Origin of the sequence: Rouxiella aceris (assembly GCF_012933545.1) — a bacterium.
GTDB lineage: Bacteria > Pseudomonadota > Gammaproteobacteria > Enterobacterales > Enterobacteriaceae > Rouxiella > Rouxiella aceris.
The window spans coordinates 733,640-751,398 of the sequence record NZ_JAADJU010000001.1 but is presented as its reverse complement, the minus strand read 5'-3'; the positions used below and the strand labels follow the sequence as shown (position 1 = coordinate 751,398).

General features: G+C 52.7%; 17 protein-coding genes and 3 tRNA genes. 10 read left to right on the top strand and 10 right to left on the bottom strand.

The window, feature by feature from the left end; genetic code table 11:
• The first annotated feature begins 217 nt into the window (after positions 1-217).
• The gene (locus GW590_RS03365; RefSeq protein ID WP_169401581.1) at positions 218-562 is read left to right on the top strand and encodes a DUF4156 domain-containing protein; all 345 of its coding nucleotides are present in this window, start codon (positions 218-220) and stop codon (positions 560-562) included.
• Positions 563-680: 118 nt separating this feature from the next.
• On the opposite strand, the gene epmB is transcribed toward GW590_RS03365, so the two are convergent.
• Positions 681-1,709 (bottom strand): EF-P beta-lysylation protein EpmB, encoded by a 1,029-nt coding sequence (gene epmB / locus GW590_RS03360; RefSeq protein ID WP_169401580.1) that lies wholly within the window; start codon positions 1,707-1,709, stop codon positions 681-683.
• A 40-nt stretch (positions 1,710-1,749) separates the two neighbouring features.
• Between epmB and efp the strand changes: the two genes are divergently transcribed.
• From efp to GW590_RS03345, 3 genes are all read left to right on the top strand, one after another.
• Entirely contained in the window at positions 1,750-2,316 is a 567-nt protein-coding gene (gene efp / locus GW590_RS03355; protein WP_169401579.1) for an elongation factor P, read from the top strand.
• Between the two features lie 89 nt (positions 2,317-2,405).
• The gene (locus tag GW590_RS03350) at positions 2,406-2,534 is read left to right on the top strand and encodes an entericidin A/B family lipoprotein (RefSeq protein WP_169401578.1); all 129 of its coding nucleotides are present in this window, start codon (positions 2,406-2,408) and stop codon (positions 2,532-2,534) included.
• A 135-nt stretch (positions 2,535-2,669) separates the two neighbouring features.
• Entirely contained in the window at positions 2,670-2,807 is a 138-nt protein-coding gene (locus tag GW590_RS03345) for an entericidin A/B family lipoprotein (RefSeq protein ID WP_169401577.1), read from the top strand.
• A gap of 68 nt (positions 2,808-2,875) precedes the next feature.
• Here GW590_RS03345 and blc read toward each other — a convergent pair whose 3' ends face one another.
• The 5 genes from blc to frdA all read right to left on the bottom strand — a co-directional run bounded on the left by blc (position 2,876) and on the right by frdA (position 6,835).
• On the bottom strand, positions 2,876-3,400 hold the full coding sequence (gene blc / locus GW590_RS03340; protein WP_169401576.1) for an outer membrane lipoprotein Blc: 525 nt from the start codon (positions 3,398-3,400) through the stop codon (positions 2,876-2,878).
• A gap of 115 nt (positions 3,401-3,515) precedes the next feature.
• Positions 3,516-3,872, bottom strand: a complete 357-nt coding sequence (frdD, locus tag GW590_RS03335) for a fumarate reductase subunit FrdD (protein ID WP_169401575.1) — start codon at positions 3,870-3,872, stop codon at positions 3,516-3,518.
• 11 nt (positions 3,873-3,883) lie between these two features.
• Positions 3,884-4,300: a fumarate reductase subunit FrdC gene (gene frdC / locus GW590_RS03330; RefSeq protein ID WP_169401574.1), complete on the bottom strand. Its 417-nt coding sequence runs from the start codon at positions 4,298-4,300 to the stop codon at positions 3,884-3,886.
• Positions 4,301-4,311: 11 nt separating this feature from the next.
• On the bottom strand, positions 4,312-5,046 hold the full coding sequence (locus tag GW590_RS03325) for a succinate dehydrogenase/fumarate reductase iron-sulfur subunit (RefSeq protein ID WP_169401573.1): 735 nt from the start codon (positions 5,044-5,046) through the stop codon (positions 4,312-4,314).
• Positions 5,039-6,835 (bottom strand): fumarate reductase (quinol) flavoprotein subunit, encoded by a 1,797-nt coding sequence (frdA, locus tag GW590_RS03320; RefSeq protein ID WP_169401572.1) that lies wholly within the window; start codon positions 6,833-6,835, stop codon positions 5,039-5,041. The genes GW590_RS03325 and frdA overlap by 8 nt, the downstream gene beginning before the upstream one ends.
• A gap of 226 nt (positions 6,836-7,061) precedes the next feature.
• On the opposite strand from frdA, the gene epmA reads away from it, so the two are divergent.
• A complete protein-coding gene (gene epmA, locus GW590_RS03315) occupies positions 7,062-8,039 on the top strand; it encodes an elongation factor P--(R)-beta-lysine ligase (protein ID WP_169401571.1) in 978 nt (325 codons plus the stop codon).
• 59 nt (positions 8,040-8,098) lie between these two features.
• Here epmA and mscM read toward each other — a convergent pair whose 3' ends face one another.
• From mscM to rsgA, 3 genes are all read right to left on the bottom strand, one after another.
• The gene (gene mscM, locus GW590_RS03310; RefSeq protein WP_169401570.1) at positions 8,099-11,434 is read right to left on the bottom strand and encodes a miniconductance mechanosensitive channel MscM; all 3,336 of its coding nucleotides are present in this window, start codon (positions 11,432-11,434) and stop codon (positions 8,099-8,101) included.
• Between the two features lie 22 nt (positions 11,435-11,456).
• Positions 11,457-12,362 (bottom strand): archaetidylserine decarboxylase, encoded by a 906-nt coding sequence (gene asd / locus GW590_RS03305; RefSeq protein ID WP_169401569.1) that lies wholly within the window; start codon positions 12,360-12,362, stop codon positions 11,457-11,459.
• A gap of 103 nt (positions 12,363-12,465) precedes the next feature.
• Positions 12,466-13,503, bottom strand: coding sequence for a small ribosomal subunit biogenesis GTPase RsgA (rsgA, locus tag GW590_RS03300; protein WP_169401568.1), 1,038 nt, complete (start codon positions 13,501-13,503; stop codon positions 12,466-12,468).
• 108 nt (positions 13,504-13,611) lie between these two features.
• Here rsgA and orn point away from each other — a divergent pair, with 108 nt between their 5' ends.
• The 4 genes from orn (at position 13,612) to GW590_RS03280 (ending at position 14,771) form a co-directional block, all read left to right on the top strand.
• Positions 13,612-14,157, top strand: coding sequence for an oligoribonuclease (orn, locus tag GW590_RS03295; protein WP_169401567.1), 546 nt, complete (start codon positions 13,612-13,614; stop codon positions 14,155-14,157).
• A 204-nt stretch (positions 14,158-14,361) separates the two neighbouring features.
• Positions 14,362-14,437: transfer RNA gene (locus GW590_RS03290), tRNA-Gly, on the top strand.
• Positions 14,438-14,509: 72 nt separating this feature from the next.
• Positions 14,510-14,585: transfer RNA gene (locus GW590_RS03285), tRNA-Gly, on the top strand.
• 110 nt (positions 14,586-14,695) lie between these two features.
• Positions 14,696-14,771 (top strand) — tRNA-Gly (locus GW590_RS03280).
• Positions 14,772-15,079: 308 nt separating this feature from the next.
• On the opposite strand, the gene queG is transcribed toward GW590_RS03280, so the two are convergent.
• A complete protein-coding gene (gene queG, locus GW590_RS03275) occupies positions 15,080-16,237 on the bottom strand; it encodes a tRNA epoxyqueuosine(34) reductase QueG (protein ID WP_169401566.1) in 1,158 nt (385 codons plus the stop codon).
• Between queG and nnr the strand changes: the two genes are divergently transcribed.
• A complete protein-coding gene (nnr, locus tag GW590_RS03270; protein WP_169401565.1) occupies positions 16,236-17,750 on the top strand; it encodes a bifunctional ADP-dependent NAD(P)H-hydrate dehydratase/NAD(P)H-hydrate epimerase in 1,515 nt (504 codons plus the stop codon). The genes queG and nnr overlap by 2 nt on opposite strands.
• Positions 17,751-17,759: the final 9 nt, after the last annotated feature.

The following is a 17,759-nucleotide window of genomic DNA, read 5'->3' as shown; positions in this document are numbered from 1 at the left end:
CCTGAGAAGGTCGGGTTTTTTTATTTGTACCTATATTTTGTCGCGTTCAGTAAGATAAGTCTCATCGTCATGATTAAATAACGTGTAAACTAGTGCAGCTACGGTTCCGTGTCAGATAATGCGTTGAATTTTTGGTAAACGTGGCAATGGATGCCTGACTACGCTAGAAGTCATCTGATAGGCGTTAGGTAATTCTCAACATCAAATGGGGAAAGAGATGCGGATTAAAATGTTGCTTGGCCTTGCAGCAGCCATGTTGCTGGCAGGTTGTAGCACAACACAACAGTTAAGCTCTGCCGGCCAGCAAGTAAAATTTACCGATGATAAGCCAAGCAGCCACTGTCAGCTTCTGGGAACCGTAACCGGTACACAAAGCAACTGGTTGTCAGGCACTAACGCCGACGGTAGCGCTATGCGCGGTGCAGCGAACGATTTACGCAATAAAGCGGCTGAGATGGGTGGTAATACCATTTACGGAGCTAATAGCCCGACGCAAAATATTTTGTCCAGCCTTGCGCCGCTGGATAGCAAAATGGTTGGTCAGGTTTATAAGTGCCCATAAGTATCCGCAACTGATAAACACTGTCTGATAAAAAAGGGATGCCGTGAGCATCCCTTAGTTTTATAACAAAGTGGTGTTGATGATCGCGATACAGCGCCATCGCACCACTCGTTGTCTATCAGCTCTGGGTTAGCCGTAAATCGAGCGGTGTTTTGCTCGGCTCGCCGCCGATTTCACGCGTCAGTGTCGGCACCAGATAGCCCGATACGCGGCGCAACAAACCTTTTATCAGCAACCGTGCCTGGTCATCCTCTACCATAAAATGCGCGGCTCCCTGCACTTTATCCAGTACGTGCAGGTAGTAGGGCAGAATGCCGGCGTCAAACAGCGCATTACTGAGACTGGCCAGCTTATCCGGGCAATCATTAACTCCTCGCAGCAACACACTTTGGTTAAGCAGGGTGACGCCGGATTTTTTCAGGCGCATCATGCTCTCACGCAGCTCGTCATCAATCTCATTGGCATGATTGATATGGGTAACCAGCAGCACCTGCAAACGGCTGTCTGCAAGCCGCTGACAGAGCCCTGGGGTGATGCGCGCAGGGATCACCACCGGTAAACGGCTGTGGATACGCAGTCGCCTGATATGCGGTATTGCTTCCAGCTGGCCAATCAGCCAGTCCAGTTCATGGTCTTTGGCCATCAATGGATCGCCACCGGAGAAAATTATTTCATCCAGTTCTGGCTGGGTGCGGATATACTCCAGCGCCTGAGACCAATTATTTTTGTTTCCCTGATTATCCTGATAAGGGAAATGGCGTCGGAAGCAGTAGCGGCAGTTGACCGCACAACCGCCTTTGACCAGCAGCAATGCGCGATTGCTATACTTGTGCAATAACCCCGGCACCACGCTTTTTTGTTCATCAAGCGGGTCGGCGGAAAAGCCGGGTGCCGCGAGAAATTCTTCGCGGGCAGTCAGTACCTGCAAAAGTAACGGGTCTTGAGGATCGCCCGGCCGCATGCGCGCGACAAAGGCGCGAGGCACGCGTAACGGGAATAAACGACGGGCATCGCGGCCCTGCTGCAATTCTGCATGATCGTTAAGTGCCAGAAGCGTAAGCAGTTCGTCCGGGTCTGTAATAACATCGCCGAGTTGATACAACCAATCTTCTCTAAATGGCGTATTTAGGGTTACAATGTTTGCCATTTTTTTGGCTAAGCTACCAGTTTAAAATTAGAGGGCCATTATGGCGACTTATTCTAGCAACGATTTCCGTCCGGGTCTTAAAATCATGTTCGAGGGCGAGCCTTACGCTATCGAATCCAGTGAATTTGTAAAACCAGGCAAAGGCCAGGCTTTCGCACGCGTTAAAATGCGTCGTCTGCTCACTGGTTCCCGTGTGGAAAAAACCTTTAAATCTACTGACTCCTGCGAAGGCGCAGACGTGGTAGATACCAATATGAACTACCTGTACAACGACGGTGAGTTCTACCATTTTATGCACCCTGAGACTTTTGAACAGCATCAGGTTGAAGACAAAACCGTTTCTGACGCCGCAAAATGGCTGCAAGATAATGCGGAGTGTATTATCACTCTGTGGAACGGTCGCGCTATCGCTGTTCAGCCACCGAACTTTATCGAAGCAGAAATCACCGATACCGATCCAGGTCTGAAAGGTGATACTGCCGGTACCGGCGGCAAGCCTGCTACCCTGAGCACTGGCGCCGTGGTCAAGGTTCCATTATTCGTACAGATTGGCGAAGTTGTCCGCGTTGACACCCGCTCTGGCGAATACGTGTCACGCGTTAAGTAATCTCGCGAAGACATGTTACGGCGCCACGGCAAATTGCTTTTGTCGTGGTGCCAATGTTTGGATTTTTGATAAATTGGATTACGTTTACAATGTTGAAAAGAATGTTGTTTATCGTGGTTTCAGTGCTGATGCTGACTACTCTGAGCGGTTGTAACACCGTACATGGCTTTGGTCAGGATGTGCAACACCTCGGCGGTGCTATCTCCAGAGCAGGCTGACGGTAAGCTCAGCCTTAGTTTCTTCTCTGCCATTCCCTCTGATTTGCCTTAATGCCTGCGGCTATCCCCCCTCGCTTTTTTTTAACTACACTTAAAGTGCAATACCTTACATTCTTTGACAGGAAGGATTTTTATATGCTGAAGAAAAGTATTCTTGCCGTGGTATCTGTGGTGGTTGTCGCCAGTTTATTAAGTGCCTGTAACACTACCCGCGGTGTCGGGGAGGATATTTCTGCCGGGGGCAACGCCATCCAAAAAAGCGCCAGCCAATAATCGGCAAATAACCTTTTAAGGGTGACGATATCCGCGCTGTGTCACCCTTCTGCATTGTTTTCCGCGTTTTAAGGCTGTTTGACCCACACCAGCTGTTGCGTGTCAAAACCGTAATCCTGTGCCGTTTTCAGCAACTGCTGTTTAACGCCCGCATCAAGCTGTGGCGTGCGTGACAGGATCCACAGATAACCGCTATTTGGGCCGCAAACCAGCGCATAGCGATACTCTTTATCCAGGGCAATAACATTGTAGCCGCCGTAGAAAGGACCAAAGAAAGAGACTTTAAGCGCGGCTTGTGAGGTCGGTCCGATAAAGTAGCCTTTCCCTTCGCTTTGCTGCCACTGGTTTTTTACCGGATTAAAGCCACGATTGATCACCTTGACGCCGCCGTCATTGCGCAGGCTGTAAGTTGCCGTCACCTGTTGCAGACCGCTTTCAAAGCTGTGATCGAGGCGAGCAATTTCATACCAACTGCCCAGATAGCGATTCAGCTCGAAATTATTCACCACCTTGACGTGTGCAGGCGGAGTCACACTGCAGGCGACCGAAAGCAGCGTGGAGATAATCACGCCCATTTTTGACCAGATACGCATAGCCTTCCCTTTTTTGAATTGAACACAAAGTGTAGATAAGCGCAGGGAATAAGGACAGGAAAGAAGTGAAGATACAGCGGCTTAAACCATAAGCCGCTGTAGGGGGACGGTCAGCTTAAATCATAAATAACGTAAGCGCGCAGATAATGGTCAAAATGGCGGCCAAACCGTAAAACAGCCATTTTTCTGCCGGCAGATGAATTTTCAAATCGTGCAGGCTGTGGTGTAAACGGTGCAGGGCACACCACAATGGCAGCGCGATGGCCACCAGCAAGAACAGGCGACCAATCAGACTTTGCGCAAAATGCACAATGCGCATATAGCTTAACGCGGCATCGGGAAACAGCCCCAGCGGCAACAAGATCCCCACCAGCAAAATGATCACCGGTGAGACAATGGCACTCCACATACCGCCAGCGCCAAACAGCCCCCAGAAGATCGGTTCATCAGAACGTTTAGGAATAGTTTTCACGTTTTTCTCCCTTAATAAAACAGCGCAACGCCAAGCACGACCAGAGTCACAATGGCGGTGACTGCCCGCAGCAGCGTGATAATCGGCCTTGGGCCGACCTTTTGCGATTTCACGATGATGATTGCGGCTTTGGGGGCCAGTTCAAACCAGGTTTTGCTGTGCAGCAGGGTAGCAAGCAGGGTGATCACATTGAGGATCAGCACCAGCGGATTCTGCAGAAAACCGACAAAGCCTTCCCAACTTTCCGGACCGCGTTTCAGGCAGATAATGCCAGCCAACAGCAGCACGCCAAACCACAGCGTCGGAATTGACGTGCCTTCACGCAGCATATAAAAGCGATAAAACGCCGATTGACGCCACCAGTTGGCCGGCATCTCCTGGCGATAGGGCTTGCGTTTAGAGCCTACGGACGAATTTGTGTCTGTCATATTTTGCTCCTTCATTGCGGTCTGAGTTTCGCAATTATGAAATCTTTACTGCTTTCCACTTTCCCTAACTGGATCGCGGCGGCCGGGTCGACGTGTTTTGGACACACTTCCGAGCAATAGCCGACAAAAGTACAACGCCAGACACCGTCTTCACCATTAAGCAGTGGCATACGTTCCTTTTGACCATGGTCGCGATTATCCAGGTTATAGCGCTGCGCCAGCGTGATAGCTGCCGGGCCAATAAACTCTGGATTAAGGCCAAACTGTGGGCAGGCGGCATAGCACAGACCACAGTTGATGCAGCTGGAGAACTGATGATATTTCTCCATTTGCGCCGGGGTCTGGCTGTTGGCACCTTGTTCGATGCTGCGATCGTTGCCAATGATGTAAGGCTTTATCGCCGTCAGGCTTTCGATAAAGTGCGTCATATCGACCACCAGATCGCGTTCGATCGGGAAATTGGCCAATGCGGCAATGGTCATGCCCTGCGGATAGTCGCGGAGAAAGGTTTTGCAGGCCAGTTTTGGCACGTTATTGACCATCATGCCGCAGGAGCCACAAATGGCCATACGGCATGACCAGCGGTAGGAGAGGTCGGGTGCCAGATGATCTTTAATATAACCGAGGGCATCAAGCAGCGAGGTTTGCTGGTCGAAAGGGACCTCATAGCTGACGGCATGAGGTTTGGTGTCGGTTTCCGGATTATAGCGGACGATGTCAACCTTCCGGCTTTCGGGCTTAGCCATTGGATTGCTCCTTCTTGGTTTTATCCTGAGCTTCGCCTGCGGCACCGTAAGCACGTTGAGCCGGAGGCAGGGTAGTGATTTTTACCGGCGAATAGTCGAGACGTGGTGCATCGTCCCCTTGATAAAAGGCCAGTGAATGCTTCAGGAAATTGACGTCATCGCGTTTGGTGCAATCGTCATCCAGACGCTGATGCGCGCCGCGTGATTCTTTGCGCTGGAAGGCGGAATGCGCCATACACTGCGCCACATCGAGGCCATAACCCAGCTCAAGGGTATACAGCAGATCGGTGTTGAACACGCTTGAGGTATCTTTGATTTTGACTTTTTTGAAGCGTTCTTTCAGCTCGGCGAGTTTATCGATGGTTTTCTGCATCAGCTCTGGCGTGCGGTAAATACCACAGCCTTCTTCCATCGACAGGCCCATTTCATCGCGGATGGCCGCCCAGCTTTCATTGCCTTCCTGCTGCATGATTTGCTGTAAACGACGTTCAATATCGGCGGCCTGAGCGGTAAGGGCGGAAGTATTGAGCGGGGCACTGCCGAGGGCATATTGCGCCGCCTGCTCGCCGGCAAGGCGACCAAATACCACCAGTTCAGCCAGTGAGTTGGAGCCGAGACGGTTGGCACCGTGCAGACCGACAGAAGAGCATTCACCCACGGCATAAAGTCCGGCGATACGAGTCGCGCAGTTGGCATCGGTTTCAATGCCGCCCATGGTGTAGTGCGCCGTTGGCCGTACCGGGATCGGAGCAGACACCGGATCGACGCCGACATAAGCTTTTGACAGTTCGCAAATAAACGGCAGGCGCTCACGCAGTTTTTTCTCACCGAGATGGCGCAAGTCGAGATACACCACATCACCGCGAGGGGTGCTATCGGTGCGGCCAGCACGCCATTCGTGCCAGAAGGCTTGCGAGACTTTGTCACGCGGGCCGAGTTCCATATATTTGTTCTGCGGATGGCCAAGTGGGGTTTCTGGTCCCATGCCGTAATCCTGCAGATAACGGTAGCCGTTTTTATTAACCAGAATACCGCCTTCACCGCGACAGCCTTCCGTCATCAGAATGCCTGAGCCAGGCAGACCGGTAGGGTGATATTGCACAAACTCCATATCACGTAAAGGCACGCCATGACGCAATGCCATACCCATGCCGTCGCCGGTCACAATACCGCCGTTGGTGTTATAGCGATACACGCGGCCAGCGCCGCCGGTGGCCATAACCACTGCATTGGCGCGGATCTGCACGCGAGTGCCTTCCATCATATTGATCGCCACCACTCCCTGTACGCGACCTTCATCGACAAGAATATCGATCACAAAGTGTTCATCAAAACGGTGAATTTGCGGGTATTTAAGCGAGGTCTGGTACAGGGTATGCAGAATATGGAAGCCGGTTTTGTCAGCGGCAAACCAGGTGCGCTCGATCTTCATGCCACCGAAGCGGCGGACGTTGATGCTACCGTCCTCTTTACGACTCCAGGGACAGCCCCATAATTCGAGTTGGGTCATTTCCTGAGGACATTGGTGAACAAAGTAATCAACTACGTCTTGTTCGCACAGCCAGTCCCCTCCTGAAACCGTATCCTGAAAATGAAAGTCAAAGCTGTCCTCATCCTTTGTGACAGCGGCTGACCCTCCCTCGGCGGCCACGGTGTGGCTACGCATAGGATAAACTTTAGATACGAGTGCAATACTCAGAGTTGGATGCGCTTCTGCGGCGGCAATTGCGGCACGCAGTCCTGCTCCCCCGGCACCTATAATCACAATATCAGCGTTAAAAATTTCCACGGTTTTCCTCCATGAATGAGGTCGTAAAGCGGTTTGTTTAAAATTTGTACCCACATAATAATACTTAAGGAGTAAGCGACATATGTTGATATGAACGCTGATTTGGTCAGTTTTTGACATGATGAGTGAGAAGGGGATACTGGAGGGATCACAATTCGGGGAAATTTGTTTGCATCCGGCTATACGGGTAGACTGCATCCCCTGTCTGACATCGGAGTAAGTAATCATGAGCGAAACAGCAAGCTGGCAACCCAGTGCATCTATCGCCAATTTGTTGAAGCGTGCGGCAATTCTTGCTGGAATTCGACGTTTTTTCAGCGATCGCGGCGTATTGGAGGTGGAAACACCGGCCATGAGTCAGGCGACGATCACCGACATTCATCTGTTTCCTTTTGAGACACGTTTTGTCGGGCCGGGTGCTGCCGACGGCATGACCCTCTATCTGATGACCAGCCCGGAATATCATATGAAACGCCTGCTGGCTGCCGGCAGTGGTCCTATTTTCCAGATGTGTCGCAGTTTCCGTAATGAAGAAGCCGGTCGCTACCATAATCCCGAGTTCACCATGCTGGAGTGGTACCGTCCTCGTTATGATATGTATCGCCTGATGAATGAAGTCGATGACTTGCTGCAACAAATCCTTGATTGCGACAGCGCCGAGTCCGTCTCCTACCAGCAGGTATTTATTCGCCACCTCGATATCGACCCATTAACTGCCGATAAAACCCAGCTGCGGGAAGCGGCCGCCAAACTGGATCTGGCCAATATTGCCGATCAGGAAGAAGATCGCGATACGCTATTGCAACTGCTGTTTGCCATGGGGGTCGAGCCACATATTGGTCGTGACAAACCAACGTTTGTCTATCATTTCCCGGCCACACAGGCGTCATTGGCGGAGATCAGCACCGAAGACCACCGCGTTGCCGAGCGTTTTGAGGTGTATTACAAAGGCGTCGAGCTGGCCAATGGTTTCCGCGAGTTGACCGACGGTAACGAACAGCGCCAGCGTTTTGAGCAGGATAACCGCAAGCGGGCGGCGAAAGGCTTGCCGCAACACCCTATCGACAACAATCTGCTGGATGCCCTGCAACACGGCATGCCGGAGTGTGCCGGTGTCGCCCTGGGTGTCGATCGCCTGGTGATGATTGCCCTCGGTGTGGAGAGTCTTAGCGACGTACTGGCGTTTCCTGTCTCTCGCGCCTGAGTTTGCCTGAGCAGAAAAATGCCGCGTCTTCCCGCTGGCAATTTGCCCGCGGGAAAATATCAAAGATCGCCCGGGGTACGTGCAGCGCTGCTGCTTAATGGCGTGTTGCCGGTCTTTTGTGCGCGATGCAGGGTTTCCGTGCGCACCTGGAAAGGCGGGAACGGAAGAGTAATGCCGTGTTCGCGGAAGCCGGCAAGGATCAACTGATGAATTTCATGGCGTAACGGCATGCGGTGTGCCATCTCTGCCGCGTGCATGCGCAGTTCAAAAATCTGAATACCCTGTTGCAAATCGACCAGATAGGCTTCCGGTGCCGGATTATCGAGCACCAGCGAGCATTTTCGTGCCGCCTGGGTGAGCAGCGTCGTGACTTCTTCGCTATTGGCTTCGGCCGGTGCGGGCACGGTTAATACTACGCGAGTCACCGAGTCGGACAGCGACCAGTTGATAAACTGTTCGGTGATAAAGGCCTTATTGGGCACAATAATCTCTTTGCGATCCCAGTCGACAATGGTGGTGGCGCGAGTATTGATTTTGGTGACACTGCCGGTCAGATCGCGAATGGTAACGGTATCGCCAATACGGATCGGCTTTTCAAACAAGATCATCAGGCCCGAAATAAAGTTGGCGAAAATCTCTTGTAAACCAAAGCCCAGTCCAACCCCCATAGCCGCCACCAGCCATTGCAGTTTTGCCCATTCGATCCCCAGCATAGAGAAGCCCGTCAGACCGCCCACCAGCAACACCACGTATTTGGTGATGGTCAGGGTGGCATAACCGGTACCCGGCGTAAGATCCAGATGCTGCAGCAGCGCCAGCTCAAGCAGTGCGGGCAGGTTACGCACCAGTTGTGTGGTGACAATCAGCACCAGAATGGCAATCAGCACATGGCCGAGGGTAATGGGCTGCGTGCTTTCCACCCCCTGGCTGGTGGAGGAGACATCCCATAGCTTGATGTTTTCCAGAAACGAAAACGCCGAATGAATTTCAGACCAGAGAAAGATCACGCAGATCAAGGCGATCATCGCCAACAGCGATCGCACCAGACGCAGTGACTGGGCGCTGATCGCATCGAGATCCACTTCCGGCTCTTCAATGTCAATCATCCCTTCGTTACTGGTGTTATGGGCATTTTCCTCTTCGCCACGGGCGCGCTGACTAAGCATTTCTGCGCGCCGCTGTTTGGCGCGCTCAAAGGCGATGCGGCGGCGTTGTATTAGCATCCAGCGACGAATGATGTAATAAATCACCAATAACAGGAACCAGATGGCTACCGAGGTTTCCAGGCGGGCCAGCAGCGCCTGTGAGGTGGCGAGAAAGCCGAGCATCGAGGCCATGGCGGCTACCAGCGGTGCACCGAGCAGCATCCACCACAGCGCACTGTTGAACACATTGCTGCCATTGCCCTGTTTATCGAGATACAGCGGGATCCCGGCGCGTTTCAGACTGTGGCTGACCAGGCTCAACAAGGCGCAAAGCACAATAAAGCACAGGCGGCCCAGGGTGGTGGAGAATTCGCGATCGTTGAGATTATCAAAAGTGATCAACGCCATAATCAGCGGTACGATCAGCCAGATTGACAGCGCATAGTAACGCAGGGCGCGCGAAACCCGCGGTTGCGGCCAGCCAAAATGGGTAATAAATAGTCCTTTGGGATGCGCCAGATAGCGGCTGATCATAAACATCCACAGGATCGGCAGGGTCGCGGTTACCCCGTCGCCAATGGCCACGGCGATGGAGTATTCCCAGGCGCTTTGCAGGCCATACCCCAGTGCGGCCCACAGCACCGGCAGCGGGATCGCCACCAGGATCGACCAAAACAGCGTACGCAGGGTCAGCGAAAACTGATCCTGGGTGACTTTGCCGACGCGACTGCTGGCGCGATCGAGAAAATTATAATAGTGCCGACGGGAGCTGATGCTGATGATCACCAGGATCAACGCGCCAAACAGCGGCAGCAGGGTTTCCCGGCTGGTGACCATCATGATCAGCGCCTTACCCAACTGCGAAAGGGTATCCAGCGACAGCAGGCGATTAAGATCATGCATGGTTTGCAGCGGATAGGTCAGGCTGAGCGGATCAACATCGGCTACCCAGAACAGGTAGCGGTGCGCCGCATCGTTAACCTCGTTCAATGCTTCAACCAATTGTGTATTGGCGACTTTAAGTTTGGTTAATTCGAGGATCTGTGTGTCACAGCCGGAGAGCAGCGAGTTAAGTAAATCGGTTTGGGTTTTTAACTGCGCGGTGAGGATTTTTTGCTGTGCGGCGCTAAGCGACTGTCCATCATCCTGACTGGCGGAGCGATATTGCAGCTGTTTGCCCAGCAAATCTTCGTAATGCAAACGCTGAACGCGCAGCTCACCCATTTCACCGTCTAACTGCTGCGGTTTTGGCATTTCGGGCAGTTTACTCACCTGGGCGCGCAGGGTTTCCGCCAGCAGGCTGGAGGCTCCCAGCCATTGCGCCTGTTCGCGAATGGTACTCAACGCCTGACGCACTTTAAGGGTGTCGGCGGCGGCCTTGCGTTGCTGAGATGAGATCAAATCCATGCGCTGCGCTTGCTGGTTCAACGCCATTGACAGCTCACGGTTAGCCTGCAGCTGTGCGGTGATACTTTGCGGCAGTTCGCCGCTTTGTTCTGCCAATTGTTCGGTTTTTGCCAGGGCGTTTTCTGCTTCGCGCTGGCGTTGGCTATTAAGATTATTGCGCAGGGTCTGCAGCTGTTCATCCAGACGATCGTGGCGAACTTTGTAGAGTTCGGCGCGAGCGCGCGACAGCTCCTGACGATTGCTGGCCGAAAGCTGGGCGAGCTCCAGTTCATCTACCCGCGCTTTACGGGCGGCGGACTCGGCCTGCAGTAATTTTAACCGCGCCTGAGCCAGGGGAGAACTACTGTTGGCGGCACTTTGCAGACGTTGGTCAATATCGGCCAGGGCATGACGGGCTTCGGATTGCTGTTGCGGCAACTGGCTGAGAGAATCACTGATCTCCCGCGAACGGTCCTGTTCTTGCCTTAGCTGACGCGCTTCTTCCAGCAATTGGCTGCTTACTTGCAGGATCTGCTGATCCAGCTGGGTCGAGGTCAGGTCATCATCAATCGGCAGCGGCTTTTCGCTCTGACTTTTCAACTCCTGACGCAGGGTTTGCATCAGGCGTGGAAAATCGTCAATCACCGCCTGGTATTGCGCGGAACTGGCCTGCGAGGCGCGAGCTTCATTCAGCCAGTTAATGGCATTTTGCAACGACTCGACGATCTGCGCCTGATTGGCCATTTCCTTGTTGGCTTCGGCTTGTTTCAACTCTTGCTGGAGTTGATCTTCAGTCAGTGCGGCGTTGGCAGACAGCGACAACGCCAGCAGCAAGGTTACCAGCAGGGTGGATATCAGGCGCAAGGGCACTCTTCCTCTCAATAACTTAAATTACGTTCTCGCTAGTCACCGGTTCGGCGGCGTGAAGACGAAGGGCTTCGGCAAAAGGTGCACCCATACGCGTAACCGTACCGCTGCTTAACTGCGGAACAAAGGCGACCTGATTGGCAGCAAACAGGTTAATCACCGTCGAGCCAAGCTTAAAGCGCCCCATTTCTTGACCTTTCTCCAGCGTAATGGCGGCTTCGTCATTGGCTGCCGGGTAGGTCCAGCGTTTGATGATCCCTTCGCGCGGTGGCGTGACCGTGCCTGACCACACCGTTTCAATGCTGCCGACAATAGTGGCACCCACCAGGATCTGCACCATTGGACCGAATTCAGTATCAAATACGCAGATGACGCGCTCATTGCGGGCAAAAAGATTAGGCACATTGGCGGCGGTAAGCGGGTTGACGGAGAACAGGTCGCCCGGCACATAAATCATTTCGCGCAGTACGCCGTCGCACGGCATATGCACGCGATGATAGTCGCGCGGTGCCAGATAAGTGGTGGCGAACAGGCCCTCTTTAAAACGTTCTGCCAGTTGATAGTTTCCGGCGAGCAGCGCCTCGAGGCTATAGAAATGGCCCTTGGCCTGAAAGAGTTTGCCGTCGGTAATCGGCCCCAACTGGCTGACAGCGCCGTCGGCGGGCAGGCACAGCATATCCAGACCACTGACGACCGGACGTGCGCCGTCACGCAATGGACGGACAAAGAATTCGTTAAAGGTTGGATAAGCCGAAAACTCGGGATCCTGAGCTTCTTTCATATCAACTTTATAGTACCAGGCAAAGGCTTTGATCACCCACTGCGTCAGCATCGCTCCACGACGTTCAGCGCCCCAGCCGGCAAGTCTGGTCAGCCCTTGTTTAGGAAGTAAGTATTGAAGCCTGATTTTGATGCTATCGAGCACGGGAAATCCTCTTGAAAAAATGTCATCTGGCCACCGGTGCAGCGGCCGAGTGAATAAAAAGTGAGAAAAAACCGGGCGATTTTACGTTAATCGCCGGCTATTTTCAGAGACTGTCGAAGCTTTTACGCGTTTTGACATCGGCCATGCTTTCCAGGATGCGATGATAATTATCAAAACGCTCCTCGGCAATTTCGCCTTTGTCTACCGCTTCACGGATGGCGCAACCAGGATCGGAACCATGTTTGCAGTCGCGGAATTTGCAATAGCCCAGATAAGGGCGGAATTCGATAAAGCCCTGGGTGATCTGTTCCGGAACCAGGTGCCACAAACCGAACTCACGCACCCCAGGGGAGTCGATCACGTCGCCGCCATGCTGGAAGTGGTACAGACGTGCGGCGGTGGTGGTGTGCTGGCCAAGGCCCGAGTTATCGGAGACGTCATTGACCACGATCTGTTTTTCATCCTGCGGCAGCAAGGTATTCAGCAGGCTGGATTTGCCGACCCCCGATTGCCCGGCAAAAATACTGATGCGATCGGTGAGGGCGGTAATAAAAGCGTCCATCCCTTCGCCCGTGTGGCTGGAAACTTCCAGTACGCGGTAGTTGATTCGACGGTAAATATCCATCATTTGTGCCACAAACTTGCGGCTTTCGTCGTCGAGCAGGTCGATTTTATTGAGGACAATCAACGGCTCGACTTCAACGGTTTCACAGGCGACCAGGTAACGGTCAATAATATTGAGTGAAAGCTCCGGCAATATCGCCGAGACAATCACGATTTGGTTGATATTGGCGGCGATAGGTTTTACGCCATCGTAAAAATCAGGGCGGGTCAGCACTGAGCTACGCTCATGAACGGCTTCAACAATGCCTTTGACGCTGGCATTTTCGCCGGAACGCCAAACGACACGGTCGCCGGTGACCAGCGAACGGATGGTCCGACGGATGTTGCAGCGATGCTGGCTGCCGTCGGTAGCTTCAACGTCAGCATGCATCCCGAAACGGCTGATCACCACGCCTTCTTGTGGTTCGCCGTGCAGGGAGTCATCCAACTCTTTACGTTTGTCAGTCTTTTGCAGACGACGCTCGTGGTTGGCATGAACGCGACGTTGTTGCCCTTTTGACAGTTTTATCTTAGTCACTGCGCCTCACTTGACTGGCTTTAATCGCTCGTTGCGACCAAAACGTCTATGATACCAGCTATTTTACATTAATTAAGCGTTGTGGGTTTTTTCATGGCAGGAGTACATATGACAACGAATGACAGTAATTTGATTTGGATCGATTTGGAAATGACCGGTCTCGACCCTGAGCAAGACCGCATCATTGAAATTGCCACTCTGGTAACGGATGCGCATTTGAACATTCTGGCAGAAGGGCCGGTAATGGCTGTGCATCAATCGGACGCACAGTTGGGCCTGATGGACGAATGGAATGTCCGTACCCATACCGGCAGCGGGCTGGTAGAGCGAGTGAAAGCCAGTCCTTATGACGATAATGCCGCACAGTTAAAAACTATCGAGTTTTTACAGCAGTGGGTCCCCGCCGGCAAATCGCCGATCTGCGGTAACAGCGTTGGCCAGGACCGTCGCTTTCTTTTCAAATACATGCCAGAGCTGGAAGCCTATTTCCACTATCGCTATCTCGACGTGAGTACGCTGAAAGAACTGGCACGTCGCTGGAAGCCGGAAGTGCTGGCCGGTTTCCAAAAGAAAAATACCCATCAGGCGTTGGATGATATTCGTGAGTCGGTAGCCGAGCTGGCTTATTACCGCGAACACTTTATCCAGCTGTAATGGTATGAAAAATATTTTTCTGTTTTAAGCGAGTGCCTTGAAATCAAAGGATTGCTGGTTAATTGAGCTTTCTGTTCTTTTAATCGGCAGTCGCGCAAGTTACTCGAATAAAAACGACTTTTTTTGTCTGGGGGGCTTGCGGGGAGAAAGATTTCTCGTATAATGCGCACCCCGTACCGATGAAGAATTTCGTTAGTATGCAGAGCGGGAATAGCTCAGTTGGTAGAGCACGACCTTGCCAAGGTCGGGGTCGCGAGTTCGAGTCTCGTTTCCCGCTCCAAATTTTTTTGGCTTATTTTTTAAAGAGATAATCCAGAGAAAAAGCAGTAAAGAAAAAGTAGTGCCATGCGACGCGGGAATAGCTCAGTTGGTAGAGCACGACCTTGCCAAGGTCGGGGTCGCGAGTTCGAGTCTCGTTTCCCGCTCCAAAAAGTTTCAATTTCAAATGTTGTATTTGTCTAAACGATCACTGTCTCTTCTGTCGAAGAGGAAGATGTTAGAGAATAATTTACAACAAGGTGCACTTTGCATCTCAAATGCGGGAATAGCTCAGTTGGTAGAGCACGACCTTGCCAAGGTCGGGGTCGCGAGTTCGAGTCTCGTTTCCCGCTCCAATTTTTATCTTTCTATCATTACCCCAGTCAGCGCGCTGCTTGCGTGCGTTCATGACAGCTTTGTTAAATTATACATAGCCTGAATTAACTTTGTGAACAGAGTTATCCACAGATTTTGTTTATTTTTTGCACTGTTCTTTATTTGCGCTATGGATATTGCCAAAAAATAACATATTGATTTATAACAATTAAAATTTGTGGGAAAACGTTATAACGATCACTTGCTCTTTTTTTTGCAATTGATCGACAAAGCATTTTTATTTTTATTCACAGCCGAGTAATTTCATTTTCTGCAGAATATTCTTACTTTACGCGTCCCGTGGCAGGCCTTTTTCCACTGCCCGAATCAGTCGTTTCTGCTGCGAAGATTGTACTTCTATCTGATGTTCACCCCGTTTGTGCCACTGCTGCGCGATAGCCCACGTGATATGTTCATCCAGCATACTATTTTCTCCTTGCCTGCTTTGCAGGGCCAACAGGATATCTTCGCCATAAGCGGCATTTCCCAGTGCCACGGCAATATTGCGTAACCAGCGTAAATGGCCTATGCGGCGTATTGCCGATCCCTCGGTCACGCGCAGGAACTTCTCTTCATCCCAACTGAACAATTCGACCAATTTGGGCGCATGCAACGCCGCACGCGGACTGAAATCCGGCTCATCGCTCAACTGTGAATAACGGTTCCACGGGCAAATCAGCTGACAGTCATCGCAACCATAGATGCGATTGCCCATCAGCGGGCGAAACGCTTCCGGTATGGCGCCTTCAAGCTCAATGGTCAGATAGGAAATACAGCGTCTGGCATCCACCTGGTAAGGCGCAACGATGGCGCCGGTGGGACAGGTGGTGATACAGGCAACACAGCGACCACATTGTTCTGGCTGCGGCGTATCCACTGGTAGCGGCAGGTCGATCAGCAACTCGCCAAGAAAGAACCAGGATCCCGCTTCGCGATTAAGAATAAGTGAGTGTTTACCAACCCAGCCAAGCCCGGCTTTTTCCGCCAGCGGGCGTTCCATTACCGGTGCCGAGTCAACAAAAGGTCGGAAGCTGAGCGCTAAATCAGGCTGCGCCTCACTGCAGAAATTTTGGATCATCTCGCCGAGCTTTTTCAGCCGTTGGCGCAATACTTTATGGTAGTCGCGACCCAGCGCATAGCGACTGACATAGCCAAGCTGGGGATCATTGAGGGTTTTGGCAAAAGCGGCCTTGGCGGGCAGATAATTCATACGCACACTGATCACCCGCAGGGTTCCGGGCAACAGTTCATGGGGTCTGGCGCGCAACATGCCATGACGAGCCATCCATGCCATCTCGCCATGGTATTGTTTATCAAGCCACTCTTGCAGTCGAGGTTCCTCTGCACTGAGGTCGGTATCGCAAATGCCAACCTGTTGGAAGCCTAGCGACTGGCCCCATTGCTTGATATGTTGGGCTAATTGATCGAGATCGAGGAGGTACGTCATGACTAACCACAGTGAAAAACAGAACCTGCCCAGTTTACCATATTCCGTCTATTCTGCAGACTGGCTGCGCCAGGCCGAGGCACAAGCGGCGCAAGACACCGGTATCTCATTGTTTACCCTGATGCAAAGGGCAGCAACGGCAGCGTTCAGTGTGGCAAGATCACGTTTCCCTCACTCGCAGCACTGGTTGATTTTGTGTGGACCTGGCAATAACGGCGGCGATGGCTATGAGCTGGCCCGCCTGGCCAAGGATGCCGGGATCAAGGTGACGCTGTTGGCGGTTGCCAGCAGTAAGCCGTTGCCGGCAGAGGCGCAGCAGGCACAGCAAGGATGGCAGAAGACAGGGGGCGTGATTGGCAATATCGAACAACCCTGGCCGCAGGACGCCGATCTGCTGGTGGACGCCTTGTTGGGTACCGGCTTAACCGCCGCTCCCCGCGAGCCGATGGCGCGGCTAATTCAGTCCATCAACCAGCATCCTGCCGCCGTATTGGCGCTGGATATTCCCTCTGGCCTCTCGGCGTTAAATGGTGTGGCACCCGGTGACGCGGTCCATGCCACAGCGACAGTGACCTTTATTGCCCTGAAAGTCGGGTTATTGACCGGCCAGGCGAGGGATTACGTTGGCGAGTTGCACTATGCCGGCCTGCGGCTGGAAAGCTGGCTAGGCGGACATCAGCCGTTGTTGGCACGTCTTGACCGTTCGCGGCTGGGTGAATGGCTCAAACCTCGTCGTCCCTGTTCCCATAAAGGCGATCACGGCCATTTACTGCTGATAGGCGGTGATATCGGCTATGCCGGTGCCATTCGTATGGCGGCAGAAGCCGCGTTGCGCGCCGGAGCAGGCATGGTGCGAGTACTTACTCACAAACAACATATCGGTCCATTGTTAACCGCCCGTCCCGAGCTGATGGTGCAAGAGTTAAACGATGAATCATTAATCGCCAGCCTCGAGTGGGCCAGCGCCGTCGTGATTGGTCCGGGTCTGGGTCAAAATGAATGGGGAAAATCTGCCTTTCGCCGCGTGGCTGAAAGTGAAAAACCGGCGATCTGGGATGCAGATGCGCTTAACATGCTGGCAATAACCCCGCAGAAACGGCAAAATCGCGTGTTGACCCCCCATCCCGGCGAAGCGGCCCGTCTTTTGGGATGCTCGGTAAAAGAAATTGAAAGCGACCGCTTACTTTCTTTGCGCCGCCTGAGCGAACGTTATGGTGGCGTTGTGGTGTTAAAAGGGGCCGGTACCCTTATCATCGCTGACGACCAGCGCATGGCCGTGGCCGATGTCGGCAATGCCGGTATGGCCAGCGGCGGCATGGGTGATGTGCTGTCGGGGGTGATTGGTGCCTTGTTGGCACAAAAATTATCGCTCTATGATGCCGCCTGCGCAGGCACTGTGGTTCACGGTGCGGCGGCGGACATCCTGGCGCAACGTCAAGGCATGCGCGGCATGCTGGCCACGGATTTATTAACCTGGATAACCCCGTTGGTTAATCCTGACCTTGAAAAATAGAAATCAGCC

Bases quoted from the DNA above. Each gene is read 5' to 3' on its own strand.
- GW590_RS03365 (WP_169401581.1), top strand. From the start codon at position 218: ATGCGGATTAAAATGTTGCTTGGCCTTGCAGCAGCCATGTTGCTGGCA.
- epmB (WP_169401580.1), bottom strand. From the start codon at position 1,709: ATGGCAAACATTGTAACCCTAAATACGCCATTTAGAGAAGATTGGTTG.
- efp (WP_169401579.1), top strand. From the start codon at position 1,750: ATGGCGACTTATTCTAGCAACGATTTCCGTCCGGGTCTTAAAATCATG.
- GW590_RS03350 (WP_169401578.1), top strand. From the start codon at position 2,406: ATGTTGAAAAGAATGTTGTTTATCGTGGTTTCAGTGCTGATGCTGACT.
- GW590_RS03345 (WP_169401577.1), top strand. From the start codon at position 2,670: ATGCTGAAGAAAAGTATTCTTGCCGTGGTATCTGTGGTGGTTGTCGCC.
- blc (WP_169401576.1), bottom strand. From the start codon at position 3,400: ATGCGTATCTGGTCAAAAATGGGCGTGATTATCTCCACGCTGCTTTCG.
- frdC (WP_169401574.1), bottom strand. From the start codon at position 4,300: ATGACAGACACAAATTCGTCCGTAGGCTCTAAACGCAAGCCCTATCGC.
- GW590_RS03325 (WP_169401573.1), bottom strand. From the start codon at position 5,046: ATGGCTAAGCCCGAAAGCCGGAAGGTTGACATCGTCCGCTATAATCCG.
- epmA (WP_169401571.1), top strand. From the start codon at position 7,062: ATGAGCGAAACAGCAAGCTGGCAACCCAGTGCATCTATCGCCAATTTG.
- orn (WP_169401567.1), top strand. From the start codon at position 13,612: ATGACAACGAATGACAGTAATTTGATTTGGATCGATTTGGAAATGACC.
- nnr (WP_169401565.1), top strand. From the start codon at position 16,236: ATGACTAACCACAGTGAAAAACAGAACCTGCCCAGTTTACCATATTCC.
- queG (WP_169401566.1), bottom strand. From the start codon at position 16,237: ATGACGTACCTCCTCGATCTCGATCAATTAGCCCAACATATCAAGCAA.